Source organism: Pinisolibacter sp. (genome assembly GCF_036782435.1).
GTDB lineage: Bacteria > Pseudomonadota > Alphaproteobacteria > Rhizobiales > Ancalomicrobiaceae > CALBKH01.
In genome coordinates, this window is record NZ_DAIPZB010000010.1 from 80,057 (window position 1) to 100,387 (window position 20,331).

The following is a 20,331-nucleotide window of genomic DNA, read 5'->3' on the forward strand; positions in this document are numbered from 1 at the left end:
ATGGGGTGAGTTTGAGAGGGGCGGCTTGCCCCCCTTTCATAAGCCCTGCCGAGCGGTCGATCCGGTCGGTATGGCTATTACGACAGGGGAAAAGGTGGCGAGCGGCTTCCGCCGCCCGCCACCTCGCTATCGGTATCGGTATCGGAAGTTGCTGACCGGGCGCTCGTAGATCTCGGGGTCGAGTTGCCCCGCGCCATCGGGGCCAATGCTGGCATCGCAGAGATAGGTGGTGAAGCGGATACCTGTCTGGGCAGCGATCTGCCGGAGGATGGGACCAAGGCCGGACAGATGCTTGTCCTCGACGGTCATCCATTCCGGGATCGGGCCATTGCACCACATGGCCGCAACGGGGTGGTGGTATCCGCCGAAGTCCGGGTCACCATCGACGGCATCCAGCAGATGCCAAGGATAGAACCCCCGGCCGCCGGATTCGAGATCGCCCATGCAGTCGCCGAGGGTCTGTTCAAGGGACTCGCGCACCGTCGGATCGCTTTCGTTCCGTAGCCGCCGCTGGACCTTTGCGCCCTCGCGGCAAGTCTTGAGATGGCCGTTGAGGGCAAGAAGCAGCTTTTCATGGAGGGACTGCGAAAAGCGAGTGTCGCACCTGAAGTAGTTCTTGCGCACCCTGGTTCTGATGCGGCCAAGCTTTCTTGAGAGATTGAGGAAATCGAGATCAGACATTTGTTTCTCCTTTCGTTCTGACGGGAGGAGCCTGCACTGTTGCCGCGAGGGGTCAGGGATCGCGTAAGCCGACCGCCAGCGGCGGCGAGTGGTGGAGCCGATTTTCTGACGATGTTCTTGGGCGTCGGCTGAAAATTGGGGGACCGCGAAGTCCTTGACGCCGGAGTGGCTGGTGCATGATCCGAAGTCAGAGAGAGAGGAGCCCGCGGCCCCGACCAGGGGTCGCGACATTATTCAGCGCAACGCCAAAGGGGAGGTTTGGAGGGGTCTCCCCTCCATGGGTAGGGAGTTGGAGGGGGCGGGGCGTAGCCCTGCACCTTCATGGGGCGAGTTTGAGAGGGGCGGCTTGCCCCCTACTCATTCGGGGAGCATCGGACCAAAAAGTGGTTTCCTGTTTTTGGAAATGATCCGATTCTCCGGCAAGGAAATCGGAGCGCCGGGCGCGAAGGCGCATGGCGTTCCGGTGGGGAATCTTGCGCTGAGCCGGCGGGCGCGACCCACCGTAAACATGGAAGGCCCGGCGGCTTGCGCCGCCGGGCCTCTGGCTTCCCGCTCAGAACGGGATGTCATCGTCGTCGATGAACTTGCCGTCGTCGTTCTCGGTCTGCTTCGCCCGGCTCAGGAAATCGACGGTCTCGGCGATGATCTCGCAGCCGTAGCGGTCGTTGCCCTCCGCATCCTTCCACTTCGTGTAGTGGATGCGGCCGCGAACCAGAACCTTCATGCCCGTGTCGCAATACTGCTGGACCGTCTTGCCGAGGCCGTTGAAGCAGGTGATGCGGTGCCATTCGGTGTCCTGGACCCGATAGCCGTTCTCGTCGCGGAGGACGCGGCCTTCCGAGTAGCGGGGGCGCGAGGTGGCCAGGGTGAAATGGGTGATGCCGGTGCCGCCCTGGGTGGTGCGGGTTTCGGGGGCCTGACCGATGTTGCCGGCGAGGATGACGATGTTCTGCATTGTAAGTCTCCGTTGCTCCTCGGAGGGACCATCCCTCCGACGAGACCCGGCCAAGGCCGTCGGGAGACTCCCGCAACTGCCGCCCTTGCGGCAGCTCGCCCCTAAGGCCCGGAGTGGGGCGGGCAGCCGCGCTCGCGCGGCAACACGGTCCGGAGCCGCCGGGGTTGCTGGTGGAAACCGAACGGACTTAGGGGATCAGTCAGTCGGAGGGATTGGTGCCTTCGAGAGCCAATCGGGGACGCGCAGCAGAACTGGCATCCCTGCCGGTAGCAGCAGCGTGCTGGCCCTTGGAACCCGTATCCATGCCACCGGGCATCCCGATCTAACCCACTTCCCCGTCATGTTCACGCCCCGCTGGAAGGCTGTGTGGCCCGTGACGAGAAGGGCTATCGGGTCTGGAGCGCGGAACCGGCATCGCATCACCTGCATCAATGGCACGAGGTCAGGTCCGGCAGTATTGCGGCAAGGGTTTGAAGGTGATTGCGGCTGTGTTCACGAAATGAAGTGGAAGGATGCGGCTGGCCATCGACTGCACGGCGTCAGCGGGATTCACGCCGATGACCGGCTTCCAGAGCCGGGCAAAGCAGGTCGAGAAAGACGGCAGCGTGACCGCGATGACATGATTTCCTATTCTGAGCAGGAAGCCCGGAGCCCGGTGGTCCAGCCGTCGGGTTTCCATGAGACTGCGGGATCGCGCGCGCCGGCTCAGCGCGAGAACACCGACTCGCCGAGCGCGTTCAGATTGATGATGGCCGAGACGCCGATGACCAGGCCGCCCACGCCGCCCAGAAGGTTGAGCGCGAGGGTCGAGTCTATGGCGTTCTTCGTGACGCCATAGACGAGCGCGTAGCCAGCTATGACGGCGGGCACCGCGAAGAGGGCAAGCGCGATGAGGCGAAGAACAGGGTTCTTGGCAAAGCCCAGGACCGCGATCACCAAGACGATGGACAGCAGGGCCGCACCGAGCGCAGCGAAACCGGACATCAGGACGCCGGCTCCCGCGCCCCACGCGTATTGCGCGGCAGTAATGGCCGACATGACGGGCAAAGCGTAGATCGCGAGATTGTAGGCGATCACGCAGGCCGTGATGGTCAAAGAGATGGCGAGCAGGATCAACGTCATGGAAACCTCCAGCGAACGGTTGAGGATCACGACAGGCTGCCGGGAGATGCGCTCCGCCTGCGACTATTCTGCTTCGCCGGTTCTACAAGGATGCTCCAATAGAGGCTCGACCTCGCTTCCTGTCAAGGTTTGGCGGCTGAAAGCCGCCGAACGGCGGCGCTTACGCGCCGCCGTCGAACTTCATGACCGGGATGCCGAGCTTGCGGGCCTTGTCGGCGAGATTCTCCTGAATCCCGGTGCCGGGGAAGACGAGGATGCCGACCGGCAGCACATCCAGCATCGCGTCGTTGCGCTTGAAGGGTGCGGCCTTGCCGTGCTTCGTCCAGTCGGGCCGGAAGGCGACCTGCGGCACCTTGCGGTGGTCTGCCCAGCGGGAGGCGATCAGTTCCGCGCCTTTCGGGGTGCCGCCGTGCAGCAAGACCATCTCCGGGTGCTTGGCATGGACCTGATCGAGCCGCCCCCAGATCAGCCGGTGATCGTTGAAACCGGCGCCGCCGGTCACGGCCACCTTGGGACCGGCAGGCAGCATCACCTCGGTCTCGGCGCGGCGTTTCGCGGCAAGGAAGTCGCGGCTGTCGATCATCGCGGCGGTCAGGTTGCGATGGTTGACCATCGAGCCGCTGCGCGGCCGCCAGGCGCTGCCGGTGTGGTGTTCGAAAGCCTCGGCGGCGAGATCGCGGAAGAGTTCCATGCTGTTGCGCCGTTCGATGAGGGTCTGTCCCTCTGCCGTGAGGCGTTCGAGTTCGACCGACTTCACCTCGCTGCCGTCCTGTTCCCGCTGCATCCGGCGCTGCGCCTGCTCGTTGTCGTCGAGATCGCGTTCCACCCGGCTGGCGGCGCGGTGAAAGAGATTGACCGTCCCCCAGAGCAGCTCTTCGAGATCGGGTTCGAGACGGGTGTCACTGAGCGTCGCCACAAGGGCGTCGAAGATGTCTGTGACGGCTACAGCGACGGTATTGCCCTCGGGGAGCGGCCGGGGATCAGGTTCGTCCTGGAACGGGCGCCAGCCGTAGAGCTGGAGTTCGGTGAGGGCGTGATCGGTCTGGGAGGAGGTGTGGACCGGCTCGGCCCCTGCATATTCGGGATCAAACGTCATCGGTTGCGTCCTTCGTCTGGAGACCGCGCCCATCGCGGCCTTCGCAGGCGTCGAAGCGCACGGGCGGGACGGGTTGACAGCCCTCGCCCGCTCGGCGAGGGCCTTGATGGCCGGGTGCGGCTAATTTGCCTTTCGCGATGCAAAGGCGGGGCCAGAGACGGGGTCCCCACGCGACCTGTCGCGTGGGGTGGCTCCCCGCCGGCGGAAATTAGTCGCTCCCGGCCATTGCCTGCCCGTCCCGTTTGTGCGCCGATCGCCCTCTCCGAAGGCCGTGGGTGCGGGCCTCTCCGACGAAGGATGCGCCTGCCGATGGCCAGCGAACGAAACCGGCAGGCGACGAGTTGGGCCGCGCCTCCGAGAACGATTACATCCTCACCGCTCCATGAAACGGCGGATGTCCTCGGGATGAAGCTGATCCTTCAGGGCCGCCCTGAGGGCATCGGCGCCACGGCGTCGCAGATCATCGTTGAAGTCGCCCTCGACCGGCGTGAGCGTGACCGCCTCGATCCCGAAGCTCGCTGCTCTGGAGGCGAGGCTGTCTCTTGCGCCGTCCCCGGCCGGGTCGCGATCGCGCAGGACATAGAGCCGGCGCAGGGACGGCGGGAACAGGATGGCAGCGAGGTGAGCGGCTGAAAGCGCCGCCAGCATCGGCATGTGGGGCAGAACCTGACGGGGCGACAGCACGGTCTCGATGCCCTCGCCGGCTACGAGAACCTCAGCGGCAGTGTCGAAGCGGACTGCGTGGCCGAGAAGGTCGCCCATCGCCCGCCGCGGTGTTTCGACAGGTGCCTTGCCGGAACCGTCCGGGGCGAGCCAGGTGCGATGCGCGCCGGTCTGGTGGCCGGAGAGATCGGTGACGGCGGCGACGAGTGCCGGCCTGATCTCGGTGGGCGAATGCTCATCGGGCCTGTAATAGCACCGGGGATGGTAGCGCAGCGCGGCGGTGCCCGAGAGGCGGGTGATCGCCCGCCCGCGCAGGTAGATCTCCGCAAGCGTGCCGCCGATCGGCTGCGCCATGGCGAAGAGGCGGCGAGACGCTTCAGGCGAACCGGACGCCACGCTGGACGTGCTGCCGGTCGGCGTCTTCGTCTTCTCCGGTTCGGGATGCGGGAGAGCGAGGAAACGGCGCGCTTCCTCGGCCACGTCCTTGAAGTCGACGAGGCCAAGCGATTGCCGGATGATGTCGAGCAGATCGCCATGCTCCCCAGTGGCCATGTCGGTCCACTTCCCCGCCGCGCCCTTGCCGGATTCAGGCCCGGTGAGGCGGACAAACATGGATCGCCCAGGCGTGTTTTGCACATCGCCGACCAGCCAGTATCGTCCGGCGCGCTGGCCGGACGACAGATAATGGCGGCAGACCGCCTCGGCCTCCCGACCGAGACGGATCGCCAGTTCCGAGACATCGTGACGGGGCATCATGCTGCCTCCCGCTCGCCGATGCGCTCGACCGGCCAGCGGTCGAGAACCTTGCCGAGAACGGCAGGGCCAGTCCCATCGACCGGAACGAACATGCGCAGCTTCCATGAGATGATTTCGTGGAAGAGGCCATAGGCCGAGAGGCGCTGACGCATCATGTCGGTAAAGCCGGAGAGTTCGATCCGGTTCGCGCCCATGACGCGGACCCGCCGAAGCTGAAGGCCCTCGGCGAGATCGAGGATCGTCCGACCTTCCATCAGCGCCGCAAAGGCATCATCCGGCGTGACCGATGCGGTTCCGGTCTTGGTCGCGTTCGCGGCCCAGGCTGGAGAGACCTTCCGGCCGATGATGCGCTCGCCGGCGTCAGACTGGAGCCGATAGACGCGGGTGGAGTCATTGGGCAACCGCTTCCAGATCGGCAGCAACAAGCCCGTGACCATATGCAGGGTGCTGTCGGCAAACTCCGGCACTTCTGCAACCTCGGCCTCCCAAGCCGATGCGAAGACGTCCCGGTCGGCCTCGACCCAATGGGTTTCGCCCATCATTCTGACCGGGACGTTATGGGCCTCCATCGGCCGGATCAGGCGGACGCGGCGCTCGATCTCGCCATCATCCAGCATGACGCTCGTGCTGGGGATCTGCACCGCCGCGCGACCCGAGCGCTCGTTGATCAGCAGCTTCGCACGCGGATCATCGAGTTCGGCCAAGGCGGCGTCGAGCGTCACCGGCCGGTTGCGCTTGCGTTCGGTGATAGTCAGCAGGCTGGTCTCGGCCCCGGTGCGCGGATGGGTGTAGATCACCTGCCGGTCCGCCACCACGAAGCTTTCGGCGCGCAGCGTCTCCAGTCCGGCATCATAGGTGCCCGAGGCGATGGCGCCCTCAATCCGCGCGGTCAGAAGCTGCTCGAAGGCGGTGAACAGCACGCCCTGAAGCTCAATGGTCAGGGCGAGCAAACGGTTGAGAAACGTGGTGATCGCCGGCAAATCATCCTTGATGCCGTTCGAGTCCATCAGCTTCAGCCCCGTTGCGGCCTCGAACCGCTCCAAGCTGCATCCCTCGACCTTGCCCCGCACCAGCAGGAGATAGAGCTGGCGCAGCGCGTCGCGGGCGTAGTGGCTCTCCAGATTGTCTTCCGGGCGGAACAGGCCCTGACCGCCGGTCTGGCGCTGGCCGCGCGTGATCGCACCCAAGGTGTCGAGGCGGCGGGCGATGGTCGAGAGAAATCGCTTCTCGGCTTTCACATTGGTCGAGATCGGCCGGAACAGCGGCGGTTGCGCCTGATTGGTGCGGTGCGTGCGGCCAAGCCCTTGGATGGCGGCATCGGCCTTCCAGCCCGCTTCGAGGAGATAGTGGACGCGCAGCCGGGTGTTCTTCGCCGAGAGTTCGGCGTGGTAGCTGCGCCCGGTGCCGCCGGCGTCGCTGAACACCAGCACACGCTTGCCATCATCCATGAACGCCTGGGTCTCGGCGAGATTGGCCGAACCGGCGCGATTCTCCACGACCAGCCGGTCGATGGTCACGCTGCGCTTGCGAACGATCCGGCGCGAGCGGCCAGTGACCTCGGCCACGGTGTCAGTGCCGAAATGCTGGATGATCTGGTCGAGCGCGCCGGGGACCGGCGGCAGGCTGGCGAGGCTTGCGATCATCTCGTCGCGCCGCGCCACGGCCTCCCGGCTTTCGACTGGCTGGCCGTCGCGATAGACCGGGCGAGACGACAGGTTGCCCTCCGAATCCGTGAACGGCTCGTAGAGCTGGACCGGGAAGGAATGGGCGAGGTAGTCGAGGACATATTCGCGCGGCGACAGGTCCATTTTCAGGTCGCCCCATTCCTCGGTGGGGATCTCGGCGAGCCTCCGTTCCATCAGCGCCTCGCCGGTCGAAACGATCTGGATGACGGAGGAATGGCCCGCCTCCAGATCGCTGGTGATCGAGCGGATCAGCGTCGGGGTTTTCATCGACGTGAGCAGGTGCCCGAAAAAGCGCTGCTTGGCGCTCTCGAAGGCCGAGCGGGCGGCGGATTTGGCCTGCCGGTTCAGCGTGCCGGAGCCGCCGTCGCCGCCGGTGATGTTGGCGGCCTGCATCGCGGCATCCAGGTTGTTGTGGATGATGGCGAAGGCATCGGCGTAGCTGTCGTAGATGCGGATCTGCTCCGGGGTCAGCTCATGGTCGAGCAGCTCGTATTCCACGCCTTTGAATGACAGCGAACGGGCGGTGTAGAGGCCGAGGGCGCGCAGGTCGCGGGCCAGCACCTCCATTGCCGCGACGCCACCGGCCTCGATCGCCTCGACGAATTCCGCCCTGGTCGAGAACGGGAAATCCTCGCCGCCCCAGAGGCCCAGGCGCTGCGCATAGGCGAGGTTGTGGACGGTGGTGGCGCCGGTGGCCGAGACATAGACGACGCGGGCCTGCGGCAGGGCATGCTGGAGGCGCAGCCCGGCGCGACCCTGCTGGCTGGCGGCGACATCACCGCGTTCTCCCTTGCCGCCGGCGGCGTTGGCCATGGCATGCGCCTCGTCGAAGATGATGACCCCATCGAAGTCGGAGCCCAACCATTCGACGATCTGTTTGACGCGCGAAACCCTTTCGCCGCGGTCGTCGGAGCGCAGCGTGGCATAGGTTAAAAATAGGACGCCTTCGCCCAGAGTGATCGGCTTGCCTTGTAGGAAGCGCGACAGCGGCGTGACCAGCAGCCGCTCCATGCCGAGGGCGCTCCAGTCCCTTTGTGCGTCCTCCAGCAGCTTGTCCGACTTCGATATCCAGACCGCCTTACGCCGCCCTTGCATCCAGTTGTCGAGGATGATGGCAGCGGATTCCCGGCCCTTGCCGACACCAGTGCCGTCGCCGACCATGAACCCTTGGCGGAAACGGATGGCACCCTCGGCCTCCTCCGGCGCGGCGGACAGGCTGTCGAGCGTGTCATCGACCGTCCAGGCCCCGGCGAGGAAGCCCGTATGGGCCTCGCCGGCATAGATCACGGTTTCCAGTTGCGCCTCGGACAGCTTGCCGAGAATGTCGGCTGGCAGCATCGGCCGGTAGCTCGGCTTCGGCGGCGCGATGCTCGCCATCGACGCCGATTGCACGAGCTGGGTCGGATGCGCCTGCGCGCCGGCGATGCGGATGGTCTGGAGACCGTATTCCTCATAGATCGCATCGGAGAGGCGGCCGTCTTCGGCCGGTGCCCAATCGACGGTCTCATAGGCGAGCGGCACCCCCTCCGGCTCGGCCAGCGGCGCGGCGGGCGCAGCCCTCGCCGTTCGGTTGACATAGCCGCGCACGGTGCGGGGGACGGCAGGCCGCGCGATCGGCACGGCAACGCCGGGATCGACCGGCAGCCGCGCGGGCAACTGATCCGCCAGCCAGCCCATCAGCGTCGCCACGTCCGGCGCGACTCCGATTGCTGTCGGAAACACCGCAGGGTCGTCGGCGGGCAGCTTGTCGATGACGGTCAGCCGGGTTGGGATCGTGGTGCCATGCTTGGCATAGACCGACCCATCGACTGCGGCGGAAAAGGTGACGCGGCCGCGCTCCTGCAGCCGGGTCCAGGAGGCGGTCCATGCCGGATTGTCGGCGGCGAAGCTCGCCCCGGTGATGGTCACAAGCCGCCCGCCGGGCGCAAGGCGCGCCAGCGCCGAGGCGACATGGCGGAAGGCGGCATCGGCCATGCGGCCCTCGACATTCACCATGACCGAGAACGGCGGGTTCATCAGCACGACGGTCGGGACCAGGCCGGGATCGAGGTGATCGTCGATCTGGGCGGCGTCGAAGCGGGTCACGGAGAGGGCCGGAAAGAGAGAGGAAAGCAGGCCGGCGCGCATCTCGGCGAGTTCGTTGAGGAGCAGCGTGCCGCCGGCGATCTCGGCCAGAATGGCGAGGAGCCCGGTGCCGGCCGAGGGCTCCAGCACCCGGTCGGCAGGAGTGATCGCCGCCGCCGTCACCGCCGCAAAGCCAAGCGGGATCGGGGTGGAGAACTGCTGGAAGGTCTGGGCTTCCTCCGACCGGCGTGTATGCGTCGGCAGGAGCCCGGCGATCTTGCCGAGCTGCGGCAGGATAGCCGCCGATGACCCGGCTCTGCGGAAAAGCGCAGCGCCGTATTTGCGCAGGAAGAGGACGGTCGCCGCCTCGCAGGCATCATAGGCGGTCTTCCAGTTCCAGGCGCCGGTGGCATCGGAAGCGCCGAAGGCCGCTTCCATGGCGCCGCGCAGGGTTGCGGCATCGACACGCTGACCGCGTTCGAGATGCGGCAGCAGGAAACCGGCAGCGGTGAAGGTGGAAGCAGCCGTCTCGGCGTCATGGTCGAGTGGAAGCGGCGCGGCGGCGGAGGCCGCCGCGGAAGCAGAGATCATGTTCATCGGAGATTCCTTGGGAGAGCGGAATAGGACCGAGCCGCACGGCGCTCTCTCTCGACCGCACCGGCTCAAATCCCTTCCGGTCGCTCTCTCCCTCTCAAGCCGTGGCGTAAGCAGGCATGAAACAAGCGCCCGGCCGAGAGGCGGAGCGCTTGTCGGGGTCAGCCAAAACGGCGTCCGGCTTTGGTGAAGGTATATTCGTTGGCGGTGATGGTCTCATCCACCGCCTCACCCGAGGAGAGGTAGTCGTATTCGCGCTCAAGCTGGCGGTAGAGCCAACGGGCCAGATCGCGCAGCGCCTCAATCACGATCTCCTCGGCATCGGCGGTCATGTCCTGATATGTCTGGCTGTCGCGTTCGACGGAAATCGCCATGCAATACTCATGGTAGTAGCGACCACGATGGCTGGCCTCGGCGCGAAGCTGGTAGAAATTGCGTTGCTGGATTGCCTGAAGGGCATCGGCGATACCGTGCAGGGCCGTATCCTGCGGTGCATGGGATCGAATCTCGGCCGAGGCGTTCTTCCCATAGGAGTAGAACCCTTCCCAACAAGCGCCATCGCCTTGTGACCAGAAGCCTGAGAAGAAGATGCGCGGCTCCCGCCGCGAGCCGCCGCCATACAGGCGCACGGTGCGGGTCTTGAAGCGGATGCCGAGGATTTCCGCGATCCGCTGGAAATCCTCATAGACCGCATCATACCAGTCGTAGTCGAACCCGCCTTCGCGATACCAGGCGCGGGCCTTGTCCTTCGCCGTGTCGGAAAGCTCGTCGAGCCGATAGACAGTGGTTTCGATGATCTCAGATGCCGTAATGGGGCGGCCGCCCGACGCTGAAGCGGATCCCAAACTTTTTCCGCTGGGAAATTCGGGCGCTTCGTTGCTTGATTCAGGCCGCCTGTCATTAGGGTCAAGAGGGGAGTGATCTATGGGTGTTTTCGTTGGCATTGACGTATCTCTCGAGAATTCTGCGGTTTGCGCCGTGGACGAACACGGCAAGCTTTTGAAGGAAACGAAAGTTGCGAGTGACCCCGGGGCGTTGAACGCCTGCATCAGGAGCATGCCGGGAGTGGTAGAAGCGATTGGTATCGAAGCCGGACCCTTGTCCCAGTGGCTTCATAAATCTTTGACCGACCTTGGACTGCCGGTGGTGCTGATGGAGACCCGGCAAGTAAAAGCCGCCTTGAAAGCTGCGCCGGTAAAGACCGATCGCCGCGATGCTGCTGGCCTGGCCCGCTTGCTGCAGATGGGCTGGTTCCGGCCAGTCCATTGCAAGTCACTTTCCGCGCAGGAGCTTAGGGTGCTTCTCGGTGCACGCCGATCCGTGCAAGACGCCGCTATCAACATCGAGATGTCTATTCGGGGCATGCTGCGCAATTTCGGACTTCGACTTGGTCGGATTGGCAAAGTCAGCTTTGAAGACCGAGTTCGCGAATTGACCGATGGCAACAAGCTCATCCAGCTTTCAATCGAACCGATGCTCAGGGCTCGAGCTGCGTTGCGCAGCGAGCTTGTGCGCCTTGAACGCATGGCACGAGACATCACGCGCGAGGATCCAGTTTGTCGCTTGATGATGACGATGCCCGGTATTGGTCCGGTCGTCGCATTGACTGTCCGCTCAACCATCGATGACCCCGGCAGGTTTCGGCGGTCGAAAGATGTTGGCCCATCAATTGGATTGACACCTCGTCGCTACCAATCCGGAGAGACGGATATCATCGGCGGTGTCACCAAAGCTGGCGATATGGATATGCGGACCGCACTGTATCAAGCTGCCACCGTGGTGATCCATCGCTCGAAAAAGCCGAATTGGTTGCGCGCATGGGCGGAGCAGGTTGTTCGTAGGCGTGGCGTTAAGCGGGCCGCGGTCGCTCTGGCCCGCAGGATGGGTGTAATTCTGCATCGCATGTGGGTCGACAACACCGAATTCCAAGCTGCCAAGATGGCTTAAAGCCAGCCAAGTTGCCGCGACTGAAAACAACGAACTGGCCGACCTGAAAACCGGCCATCGAGGTCCTCACCAGGACGCGGTTTCCGATGACGCCGTTCGATGCCTTGTCGCCGGAGCATCCGCTTCGAGCACGTATCTCAGATAGGCGCGCGGAGACCGCTTTGAACCAGCATCAAGTTGGCGACCACTGCGTCGACCACGGACAGAAGCGCGAACCGGTGTAGGATCACATCGATGGAACGGGATCGAAAGCGCCAGAGGGGGTGACCGCCAAGACTTATCCGTTCCGCTTAGCCATGCCCTCGAAGCGCTCAGCCTCGAGGGGGCCTTTTGTTGAATATTACCCATTGACTGCACTGGCCCCATTACAGAAGGCATAGGGATCACCTCCGTCCAGGACGATCTCCAGCCAGCTGCCGCTATAGATCCAGTCCACGGTCTCGCCGGTGGCGAGATCGAGGGCATGCGCGCCACCACCGAAGGCGTTGACCCTGGCTTGCGAGCAGGCGGTCGCATACTGGAAGCCCCAGAGGCCCGACAGGCCGAACGCGGCCGCGCAGCGTTTTACGAACTGGATCACATGCTCGGGATCGCCGGTCTCATCGTCGCGCATCCAGAGCTGGGTGCCGCCATGCTCAGGCTGGATCGACAGAATGAATCCTTCCGAGGGAGGGTCTTCGGCAGCGTTTTCCTCTGAAAGTGCGTTGTAGAGGTCGAGCGCGCGGGCGGCGTTTTCCGGGGTGCCTACGTCGAGCAGGCAGGAGAAATGGGTGAAATAGTTAGCCATGTCGGACTCCTGAAACGAGAAAGCCCGGCGCGCGGCCGGGCGAAGATGTGGAAGAAGGTGTCAGGCGGCCTGGGGCAGATGGAGAAGCTCCGCCGCGGTCTCGCGCCAGTAGGGATCGACCAGTCGGGCCTCGAGCAGGCTGGCGCGATAACGATGATCGCGGGCTGCGCTGTGATCGACCCGACCGGAGGCGGCGAAGGCCAGCCCGCGCAAGCGGCTGGCTTCGGTGATGATGCGGCGGGCCTCCACGTCGGAGACGACGGGCTGCTGCCAGAGGACGATTCCTGCCCGGATCTCGCCACCGAGAACCAGGCCGAGATCGCCGTCCTGAATGACGACGATACGCGGGTGAAAGCGCAGCGTGTCGTCCGCGCTGACACGAATGTCGCCGCGCGCGACGCGCTGGCTGGCAAGGATCATGGCTTCTTCGGCGGATGCGGATTGACCGATGACGACCGTGCGGTCGAATTCATCGGCCTCGTCGAGGCCCTCGTAACCGGCCGTGCCCATGCAGGAGAGGCGCAACGGCAGCTTTTGGGCGTAGCGCAGCCGGGGCAACACCTCGCGCGTGATGACGTCGCCGACCAGGGTAAAACCGGGGTGGTGGGAAAGGGTCATGGGGTTTGCTCCACGACGGGCGGCGGAAGCCTCTCTTCCACCTGCAACCCGTCACGGCCAACCGACCCACCCTCTCACTCTCCTGTTGTCGGGGTGGATCAGCACCACGGTTCGCGGCGTCCCGCCCAGGTTCGGGCCAGTCCCTCGCTGACGAGAATGTCTCCGACGTCTCGTCCCTCGACGCGGATCGCCGCCAGGGTCCGGCCATAGCGGTCGGTTCCCTGGTGCAGGATTTCGATCCGCTGGCCTTTCAGAAGCTCGGCCAGCCTGATCTTCGATTGCAGCGCGAGGTCGGTTTCATACGCGCATTGCCCCTCGATCTCGGGGGCGTCGATGTTGAAGATCCGGACGGCCTCAGATTGCCGCGTCGTGCCCAAGCGAATGGAATCGCCGTCCCAGACGCGGATTTCGGCCGGTTCGCATGACGCCGTGCAGAGCAGAATGGAAACGACAATATGGCTGAGCATGGCGAATGGCTTTCATCTTGATGGAGCGAAATCGGCGTGATCGCCGACGGTTCTTTCCGATGCGGGTCGAGATCGCAATGCCGTCCGGCACGCAAGCGGCAATCGGCGGCGATTGTCGGGAGAAGGCCCGACTGCGCTTGGGCACCGGGCCTTGGGAGTGAGGCGCTTTCGCGCCTCAGCTCCACGGATCGAGTTCCAGCTTCACCATCTCCTCGTCGCCGTCGAACTCGTCGGCCGGCATGGCGGAGTGGGTTCCATCTCCGGCCTGAAACACGACGATGGAAACCATCAGCGTGGTGGCGAGGCTGGCGGCGAAGGCGGTGGCATCTGCATAGGACATGGGTTCCGGCTCCTGTCTTGGGAGGCGGGGGACCATCCCCCGCGCGACAGGCGCCCGAAGTGTCCGACCGGATCTGCAATCACCCTCGCGCGTTCGGCTCGTCCGAATCCGCGAGGGCGGCACGCTCGCGTAAGCCGACCCCTCGTGGGTTGATTGACAAAGAGACGGTCGGACCAAGGTTCGCGAATGGAAGCGGGGGTGGTGCTTCGCCTCTGACAGGATGCCGGGAATCCCGTCATAGATGCCCCGCCGCGCCAGCCTCGTTGCCGGGCTGATCTTCAGGATGTGTTTCAGGCTGGAGATGGAATCCGCTGTCCCGCTGCGAGAAGCTGACGGCGCAATGGTGACGCTGGACCTCGATCCGTCGCTGGCTGCGCGGCGATACCCCGATGGCCCGGTCTGCGCCAGGCACAGGCGTAAGGGCTGCTCAGTCCCATAGCCCATCGGCGATCTCGCGGGCGATAATTGCCCGAGCCTCCATCATCACGTCGTCGCCGGACGTGTCGATATGACCGTAGAACCGTGTCCGGGCGCCGTGCGCGCTCCAGTCCGCATAGCGGCAATATTCGCACCTATCGAGCCGGAAGGCGCGCATGTCCTCGGCCCAATGAGGCTTCGGCTCCACGAAGACGGTGACGCCGCCGCGCGTTTCCTCCCACGGAAGCGATCGCTCCATGGGAGGGTTGCGGCGGTCGTCAGCGAAGATTTCATCAACCGTCATGATCATGCGCCACCACCATCGGCGCTTGGAACGGGGCTGTCCGGATCGGTGGAATCAGGAGGATCGCGTTTGATTTCACACGCCTTCGTCCAAAAGAACTCGTCGCGCTCCAACATGCGCTCGAAATACACGTCGCCGATCTGGTCGTCGGGCGGCAGATCGTCATCGAAGGCGTCAGTCCACCATTCTTTGGCGATCTCTGTGCGCCAGTGCATCGCCTCTTCGCTGTCGAGAAAAGCGCGCACATCGGTTCCATAGCGATGTTCATAAAGGGCGACATGAACAGTCTGAGGAATGGGCTGGCCGGGGTTGGGATGGTTGTCGGATGGCATGATCCTGTCTCCTGAAAAAAAAGGCCCGGCCGGGGCCGAGCCTATATGGGGTGGGGAGTAAGCGGGGCGACCGAGACCGCCCCGCTGGTGCGCGTCACTCGGCGGCGACCAAGGCCACCGGATCGTCGGCGGCATCGGCCGCGTTCTCATCGTCACCGGCGAGGAAATCGGGCAACGCCATGCCATTCTCGTCCTGATCGGCTGAGCCATCCACGGCCTGCGCGTCCACGGTGGGGCGCAGCGGCTCCGGCAGCCAGCCGGTATCGGCCAGAAGCCGCTCGGCCTCCTTCGCCATGTCGCCCTTCTTGAGATGCGCGATGAGATCGGCCGCGCGATCGCCGGCGCCTTCACGCACCGCTTCGAGGATGCGAGTCTTGGTCACGCGGCCGAGGTAGTTCTCGACCGTGGGTTTCCAGCCGGCTTCGACAAGATCGAGGCCGGTGGCCTGCGCCAGCCGTTCGGCCTCGGCCATGCGGCGGTCGAGACCGTGCTGCGAGATGCCATTCCCCGAATAGGGGTTCGGCCGCTCATAGAGCGCGTTGACGCCGAAGCTGACGCAATGGGCGAGCAGCGCCAGGCGGCTGGCATCGTCGAGGCCGTCGATCCAGCCCCAGAGCCTGTCGTCATCACCGGAGGGAATGTCGCCCCGCCAGGCGTCCGCGCGTTCGTCGATCATCTTCGCGGCGGCACTGTCCGCGAGCCCGGTCGCATCGGCCGGGAGATAGATGTGACGCACGGCGGCATAAAGGCTCGTTCCCGAGGTGGACGTGCGCTCGAAGGTATCGAGAACCAGCTTGTGCAGCAGGGCCGTCATGGCGACGTGCGGATTCTCGGCGAGCGCATTGCGCAGCGCCAGCGTCCGCCATGCGGTCAGGTCCGTCACCAGCCGCTCGGGCAGCGGTTTGACAGCATCGTCCTCTTCCTCGTCGGCGTCCGGGACCGGCTCGCCGCCGACAGTGATGACGGCGCGCTGCACGGCATCAGGGTCGGACGGGTCCGCGCCCTCTCCGGCATCCTCGCCATCGACCGTCTCGGGTTGCTCATCCTCGCGGCGGACGTAGCCGCTGCTGACGATCAACTCGCCCTCGCGGCCGATACTGACGAAAACACCGGCACGGGCGATGTCTTCCGGCGCGAAGGTGACGGGCCGGTTCTCGAAGGCTTCCAGCTCGGCCTCGATCTCCCCGAGACGCTGATCGGCCTCATCGGGGAGGTCGTCGGCTTCGGCATACTTGGCTTCGAGTTCGTCATACTCGTCGCGCAGCGCCTCGCGCGTGGCGCGCTCCTCTTCGGTCAGTTCCTGGGTCACACCGGCCAGCTTGCGCAGGCCGTTGGTGTGGCCGTAGGGCAGCTCGACCGCCGCGTCGATCCACTTCCAGCCTTGACCGGCGATCTCGTCGGCAATGGCGCGCAGCTTCTCGTCGACCAGGCGGTCGAGGAGCGTGACGTCCTGCAACCAGCCGCCGTTTTCCTCGGAGAAGAGGTCGCGCAGCACCGGGCCGCCCGCTGTCTCATAGGCTTCGACGCCGATAAAGCGGGCGCGCTTATCGGCGGCCGGAACCGTGGTCTCGGTCAGCATATTGCGGATCTGCCAGGGCTCCTTCTGCCACGACGTGCTGATGCGCTCCCAGACCTGATGCTGGCGCTCGTGGTCGGGGTTGACGGTGAAGGCTTCCAGCATCGCCAGCGTCATCTCGTTGCGCGCATAGGCATCGTGTAGTGTCGGCGCGACGGTGGCGAGGCGCAGACGCTGCATGATGTAGCGCGGCGTGGTCCGCCAGGCGTCGGCGATCTCCTCCTTCGACATGCCCATGTCGAACATCCGCTTGAACGCCTTGAACTGGTCGAGCGGATGCAGGGCGAGGCGCAGCAGGTTCTCGGCCAGCGAGTCGTCGACGGCCGAGGTCTTGGCGTCGGCCTTCTTGACGATGCAAGGCACAAGCCCTTCGGCCGGGAAGCGACCGGCTTCCACAAGGCGCGCGATGGACCTGTAGCGGCGGCCGCCTGCGGGTGTCTCGAAATCGCCGGTCTCATTGCCGTCCTCGTCGAATACGGCGCGGACATTGAGACCTTGCACGAGATCTTCCCGCCGGTCGATGTCATGGGTCAGGTCGTCCAGGCCGGCCTCCACGTCGATCTCGCGGACGTTGCTATCCGACAGTCGGATGCGGTTGAACGGAATATCGCGCGCCCGCGAGAACTCGATCATCTGAAGGGCGGGCTTCTTTTTCTTGGCAGCTCGGGCCATGGTGGTCATCTCCGCGACGGGCGGTCGTGAGCCTCTCTCTCGACCTCCAACCCGTCACGAAGCGAAGCGCCGCCCTCTTACTCTAAGAGGGCAGCGCTGTCGCAAGGACACGGGCTATTCAGCTTTGGAACAGCTCGTCAGTCGGCCTCGGCAACATTCGCGTTCGGGTATTCCCGCCGGTCGAAGACCGTGGCGGGGCCATGATCAGCGTGTTGAAGGGCGCCCTCTATGAAGAAGTGCTGCGGATCGAACCCTTGGTAGAAGGCATCGACCGCGGCATCCTCATCCTCTGCTTCGACCTCCTGGACGAAGCAGACCCACATCGCCCGCCGCTGGCGGACGAAGTAGCGGTTCATGGCGGGGACGCACTCGAATACCTCGTTGATGTCGCCGTCCGTCGCGGCGGCTTCAAACTGCTCGACGGCATGATTCCGGTCCGCGGCCTTGCACAGCCAGAACTCGTTCTCGGCGCCATGGCAGATGAGGAAGGTTTTCAGGGGCGTGGGTGACTGAATAGCAGGCATCTGCGTTCTCCGTGGCGGGCCGCCGGGAGCCTCTCTCCCGGCACCCAACCCGCCACGACCCAAAGCGCCGCCCTCTGTCTCCAGAAGGGCGGCGCTGCGAGCCGGAAAATCGCAAAGCCGGAAATCCGGCTATGTGCATCGGCGAGTTTCAGCAGTCACACCCCGCACATGCCCTCGCATTCGTTCGGCCAGAGGTCGAGCTGGCCATGATCGGCGGCTGTCGAAAGATCGGCCAGATCGAGCGGGACGGCGGAACGGTGAAGATAGACCTCGCCGCGAATGCCCCGGAAGCCCGTGCGGATGGCGGCATCGACCGACACGGCATCGGTCCACCCTTCGGGATCGTGGTCACGCATATGCCGCCAATAGGCATTGGAATGGAACGGGCAGCCGATGCAGGCGCTCTTGGGCGGGAGAGGATAGCCATGCCGCTCCAGCCAGCGCAGGCAGTCCTGGCGGGTCATGCCCCGTTCGATCAGGGGCCAGCGGTTGACCTGCCAGTCCTCAAACGAGGGCTTCATGCGCAACGCCTCGTCGAGAGAAATCCCGATCCATTGCTCGGCGACTGGCGATCCGGGCGAGCGGCGCCCCGCAATGCCAAGGAGTTCGCGCACCTTCCGCCGGATTGGGGTGATCTTGTAGTCCTTGGTGCATTGGCGGCGGATCATGCCAATGCTGATCCGCTCACCTGCCAGGACGCGGGAACCGACAATGACGGGTTCGCCGTTCTCGTCTTCATCATAGACGGGTAGTTCAGTCCCAGCGGGCGCGACCGTGCGTGTGAAGGCGGGGATCGAGGCCCACCGCTCGCCGCGTGCGCCGGTGAGCAGATCGGCGCGGATATCCCCGGCCGAGACGATATGGATGGGGAATGGCAGGACATTCGGCGATCCCAGCCAGGCAAGATGCTCATAGACCGCGTTCGGCTCCCAGCCGGTGTCCGCGAAGATCGCGCAATCCGGCATCGGGCCGATCTCGCCATGGGCAGCCATGAGGGCGAGCGTGGTCGACTGGACGCCGGCGCCGAGGCTGAGGACACGCAGGCGGATCTCGGCCGCCTGCGCAGGATCGGGGATCGAGCCGGGAAAGGCGAGCGCGTTCATCATGCTGCCTCCCGCTCATCGTCGGCCGCACCGAGCCCGTCCGCATCTGGCAGGAAGGACAAAATCCAGTCGGCCGCTTTGCTCGCCTGCGAGGCAGCGCGGACGACGGCCCGGTTGTCCTCGCGCAGCACTTCGAGCCAGGAGGCGATGTAATCCGCATGGCGGACGGTCGGCACAATGCCGAGGGAGGCACAGCAGAAGGCGGCCGAGATTTCCGCCACCAGCTCCTCGAAAGCGTATTTCCTGGTGCCGAAGGAACCGGAAAAATCGCGGTTCAGCCGGGACGCATGGCCTGTCGCATGACCCAGCTCATGCAGGGCCGTCCGGTGCCAGTTGATCGGCTCGAAATAGGCTTGCGGCGGCGGAACGACCACATGGTCGAGGGCCGGGACGTAGTAGGCGCGGTCGCCGCCGATGCGGAAGTCGATGCCGGTCGCCTTGATGAGCGCCTCGACCCTCGGCTCGACCAGTCCGGATGGCGGAGGCGGCATGGCCACGGCAATGTCCTCGGGCAGGCCCTCGCACTGCGCGGTGTTGAACACCGTGAACCGCTTCAGGAACGGGATCTTCCCCGGTTCCTCGCCGGTCTCTCGCGCCCGCCGCTTCTCGTCCTCGGGCGTGAAGCGATCGGCATAGACGACGGTTGTGCCGCACTCGCCCTTGCGGACATTGCCGCCGAGCGAAAGCGCCTGGCGGAAGGTGAGCCAGCCCTGTCCGGGGAAGCCGTGCTGGACGACGGCGCCCCACAGGATGAGGATATTGATGCCGCTATAGGCGCGGCCGGTGCTGGCGTTCTGCGGCAGGCCGAGCGGGGCCTGGGCCGTGGCCTTGCCCCAGGGCTGGACCCAAGGAAAGCGCCCGGCCTCAAGCTCGGCGATGATCTTGTCGGTGATCTCGTCGTAAAGGTTCGCCCGATCCGCGCCGGAACGGGGGGTATGGTCGTATCTGGACATCGCGGTTCTCCGCGACGGGCGCCGGAGACCTCTTCTCCAGCCCTCAACCCGTCACGGCAAACCCCGTCTGCACTCTCACTCTAAAGCGGCGCTGCCGCCGATCACGGCGGCGCGGTGCCGTGCCCAACCGCAAGTTCGTCCGTGGTCGGCGGTTCGAACATCTTCGACCAAGCGAGAAGATCGTTCGGATCGACAGCCGCATCGGCAGGCGCATCGCGGTTGCGGGCGATGATCCGACGCTGCAACTCCTCGACGGGGACGTCGAGATAGTGAAGCCGGGTCTCGCAGCCGAGCGACTGCGCAACCGCCCGGTAGGAATCGCGCTCCTCTCTTGACCAGAAGCCGTTCTCCAGAATGACGTCGTTTCCGGCGGCCAGAAGGCGTTGGGCCAGACGCCATTGCAACTGCTCGACACGCGCGCGGCCGCCCTCGTCGTAGAGCTGGAATCCGAGCGTGGACATCCATTCATCGGGAGAGAGGCGAAGCCCCTTTCCCTGATTCTCAAGCTGCCGTGCCAATGTGGTCTTGCCCGAGCCGGGAAGCCCACAGATGAGATGAAGTATAGGCATTGGGACAGTGTATCGCGAGGCGAGCGCGTCCACCACATCACTGAGTCCGGCTGAGACCTACCCAGGGGGCGTTGCGGGGTCTCCCCGCAGAAGGGGGTGTGCCGGC

General features: G+C 65.0%; 19 protein-coding genes. 1 reads left to right on the top strand and 18 read right to left on the bottom strand.

Annotated features, from left to right (window positions below):
* Positions 1-126 precede the first annotated feature (126 nt).
* From V7Q42_RS06355 to V7Q42_RS06385, 7 genes are all read right to left on the bottom strand, one after another.
* Positions 127-681: a hypothetical protein gene (locus V7Q42_RS06355; protein ID WP_080620485.1), complete on the bottom strand. Its 555-nt coding sequence runs from the start codon at positions 679-681 to the stop codon at positions 127-129.
* Positions 682-1,234: 553 nt separating this feature from the next.
* Positions 1,235-1,636 (bottom strand): single-stranded DNA-binding protein, encoded by a 402-nt coding sequence (locus V7Q42_RS06360; protein WP_333823067.1) that lies wholly within the window; start codon positions 1,634-1,636, stop codon positions 1,235-1,237.
* A 705-nt stretch (positions 1,637-2,341) separates the two neighbouring features.
* Complete coding sequence (locus V7Q42_RS06365) at positions 2,342-2,758, bottom strand: hypothetical protein (RefSeq protein ID WP_080622747.1); 417 nt, start codon at positions 2,756-2,758, stop codon at positions 2,342-2,344.
* A 160-nt stretch (positions 2,759-2,918) separates the two neighbouring features.
* Positions 2,919-3,854 carry a DUF2493 domain-containing protein gene (locus V7Q42_RS06370; protein WP_333823082.1) on the bottom strand — a complete coding sequence of 312 codons (936 nt, stop codon included), beginning with the start codon at positions 3,852-3,854 and terminating at the stop codon, positions 2,919-2,921.
* Between the two features lie 372 nt (positions 3,855-4,226).
* Positions 4,227-5,270, bottom strand: coding sequence for a DUF7146 domain-containing protein (locus tag V7Q42_RS06375; RefSeq protein WP_080620482.1), 1,044 nt, complete (start codon positions 5,268-5,270; stop codon positions 4,227-4,229).
* Complete coding sequence (locus V7Q42_RS06380) at positions 5,270-9,619, bottom strand: strawberry notch family protein (protein ID WP_080620481.1); 4,350 nt, start codon at positions 9,617-9,619, stop codon at positions 5,270-5,272. Before V7Q42_RS06380 ends, V7Q42_RS06375 begins: the two co-directional genes overlap by 1 nt.
* Before the next feature lie 158 nt (positions 9,620-9,777).
* Entirely contained in the window at positions 9,778-10,461 is a 684-nt protein-coding gene (locus V7Q42_RS06385) for an antitoxin of toxin-antitoxin stability system (protein ID WP_333823069.1), read from the bottom strand.
* 79 nt (positions 10,462-10,540) lie between these two features.
* Between V7Q42_RS06385 and V7Q42_RS06390 the strand changes: the two genes are divergently transcribed.
* Complete coding sequence (locus tag V7Q42_RS06390; protein WP_333823070.1) at positions 10,541-11,563, top strand: IS110 family transposase; 1,023 nt, start codon at positions 10,541-10,543, stop codon at positions 11,561-11,563.
* Positions 11,564-11,903: 340 nt separating this feature from the next.
* Here the strand turns inward: V7Q42_RS06390 and V7Q42_RS06395 are convergent, their stop codons facing one another.
* From V7Q42_RS06395 to V7Q42_RS06445, 11 genes are all read right to left on the bottom strand, one after another.
* The gene (locus V7Q42_RS06395) at positions 11,904-12,350 is read right to left on the bottom strand and encodes a hypothetical protein (protein WP_151719607.1); all 447 of its coding nucleotides are present in this window, start codon (positions 12,348-12,350) and stop codon (positions 11,904-11,906) included.
* A gap of 60 nt (positions 12,351-12,410) precedes the next feature.
* A complete protein-coding gene (locus V7Q42_RS06400) occupies positions 12,411-12,968 on the bottom strand; it encodes a hypothetical protein (protein ID WP_080620478.1) in 558 nt (185 codons plus the stop codon).
* Positions 12,969-13,066: 98 nt separating this feature from the next.
* Positions 13,067-13,435, bottom strand: coding sequence for a thermonuclease family protein (locus V7Q42_RS06405; RefSeq protein WP_080620477.1), 369 nt, complete (start codon positions 13,433-13,435; stop codon positions 13,067-13,069).
* 175 nt (positions 13,436-13,610) lie between these two features.
* On the bottom strand, positions 13,611-13,775 hold the full coding sequence (locus tag V7Q42_RS06410; RefSeq protein ID WP_164871400.1) for a hypothetical protein: 165 nt from the start codon (positions 13,773-13,775) through the stop codon (positions 13,611-13,613).
* Between the two features lie 427 nt (positions 13,776-14,202).
* Positions 14,203-14,502 (bottom strand): hypothetical protein, encoded by a 300-nt coding sequence (locus tag V7Q42_RS06415; protein WP_080620475.1) that lies wholly within the window; start codon positions 14,500-14,502, stop codon positions 14,203-14,205.
* A complete protein-coding gene (locus V7Q42_RS06420) occupies positions 14,499-14,828 on the bottom strand; it encodes a hypothetical protein (RefSeq protein WP_080620474.1) in 330 nt (109 codons plus the stop codon). The genes V7Q42_RS06415 and V7Q42_RS06420 overlap by 4 nt, the downstream gene beginning before the upstream one ends.
* A gap of 94 nt (positions 14,829-14,922) precedes the next feature.
* The gene (locus V7Q42_RS06425; RefSeq protein WP_080622746.1) at positions 14,923-17,076 is read right to left on the bottom strand and encodes a ParB/RepB/Spo0J family partition protein; all 2,154 of its coding nucleotides are present in this window, start codon (positions 17,074-17,076) and stop codon (positions 14,923-14,925) included.
* 137 nt (positions 17,077-17,213) lie between these two features.
* Complete coding sequence (locus V7Q42_RS06430) at positions 17,214-17,600, bottom strand: hypothetical protein (RefSeq protein ID WP_080620473.1); 387 nt, start codon at positions 17,598-17,600, stop codon at positions 17,214-17,216.
* Between the two features lie 155 nt (positions 17,601-17,755).
* Positions 17,756-18,703 (bottom strand): hypothetical protein, encoded by a 948-nt coding sequence (locus V7Q42_RS06435; protein ID WP_080622745.1) that lies wholly within the window; start codon positions 18,701-18,703, stop codon positions 17,756-17,758.
* Positions 18,703-19,656, bottom strand: a complete 954-nt coding sequence (locus tag V7Q42_RS06440; protein WP_080620472.1) for an ArdC family protein — start codon at positions 19,654-19,656, stop codon at positions 18,703-18,705. Before V7Q42_RS06440 ends, V7Q42_RS06435 begins: the two co-directional genes overlap by 1 nt.
* Before the next feature lie 101 nt (positions 19,657-19,757).
* Positions 19,758-20,225, bottom strand: coding sequence for an AAA family ATPase (locus V7Q42_RS06445; protein ID WP_080622744.1), 468 nt, complete (start codon positions 20,223-20,225; stop codon positions 19,758-19,760).
* Between the last annotated feature and the right edge of the window lie 106 nt (positions 20,226-20,331).

Bases quoted from the DNA above. Each gene is read 5' to 3' on its own strand.
- V7Q42_RS06415 (WP_080620475.1), bottom strand. From the start codon at position 14,502: ATGATCATGACGGTTGATGAAATCTTCGCTGACGACCGCCGCAACCCT.
- V7Q42_RS06425 (WP_080622746.1), bottom strand. From the start codon at position 17,076: ATGGCCCGAGCTGCCAAGAAAAAGAAGCCCGCCCTTCAGATGATCGAG.
- V7Q42_RS06395 (WP_151719607.1), bottom strand. From the start codon at position 12,350: ATGGCTAACTATTTCACCCATTTCTCCTGCCTGCTCGACGTAGGCACC.
- V7Q42_RS06370 (WP_333823082.1), bottom strand. From the start codon at position 3,854: ATGACGTTTGATCCCGAATATGCAGGGGCCGAGCCGGTCCACACCTCC.
- V7Q42_RS06420 (WP_080620474.1), bottom strand. From the start codon at position 14,828: ATGCCATCCGACAACCATCCCAACCCCGGCCAGCCCATTCCTCAGACT.
- V7Q42_RS06430 (WP_080620473.1), bottom strand. From the start codon at position 17,600: ATGCCTGCTATTCAGTCACCCACGCCCCTGAAAACCTTCCTCATCTGC.
- V7Q42_RS06380 (WP_080620481.1), bottom strand. From the start codon at position 9,619: ATGAACATGATCTCTGCTTCCGCGGCGGCCTCCGCCGCCGCGCCGCTT.
- V7Q42_RS06405 (WP_080620477.1), bottom strand. From the start codon at position 13,435: ATGCTCAGCCATATTGTCGTTTCCATTCTGCTCTGCACGGCGTCATGC.
- V7Q42_RS06390 (WP_333823070.1), top strand. From the start codon at position 10,541: ATGGGTGTTTTCGTTGGCATTGACGTATCTCTCGAGAATTCTGCGGTT.
- V7Q42_RS06375 (WP_080620482.1), bottom strand. From the start codon at position 5,270: ATGCCCCGTCACGATGTCTCGGAACTGGCGATCCGTCTCGGTCGGGAG.
- V7Q42_RS06360 (WP_333823067.1), bottom strand. From the start codon at position 1,636: ATGCAGAACATCGTCATCCTCGCCGGCAACATCGGTCAGGCCCCCGAA.
- V7Q42_RS06440 (WP_080620472.1), bottom strand. From the start codon at position 19,656: ATGTCCAGATACGACCATACCCCCCGTTCCGGCGCGGATCGGGCGAAC.
- V7Q42_RS06435 (WP_080622745.1), bottom strand. From the start codon at position 18,703: ATGAACGCGCTCGCCTTTCCCGGCTCGATCCCCGATCCTGCGCAGGCG.
- V7Q42_RS06445 (WP_080622744.1), bottom strand. From the start codon at position 20,225: ATGCCTATACTTCATCTCATCTGTGGGCTTCCCGGCTCGGGCAAGACC.
- V7Q42_RS06355 (WP_080620485.1), bottom strand. From the start codon at position 681: ATGTCTGATCTCGATTTCCTCAATCTCTCAAGAAAGCTTGGCCGCATC.
- V7Q42_RS06400 (WP_080620478.1), bottom strand. From the start codon at position 12,968: ATGACCCTTTCCCACCACCCCGGTTTTACCCTGGTCGGCGACGTCATC.
- V7Q42_RS06365 (WP_080622747.1), bottom strand. From the start codon at position 2,758: ATGACGTTGATCCTGCTCGCCATCTCTTTGACCATCACGGCCTGCGTG.
- V7Q42_RS06410 (WP_164871400.1), bottom strand. From the start codon at position 13,775: ATGTCCTATGCAGATGCCACCGCCTTCGCCGCCAGCCTCGCCACCACG.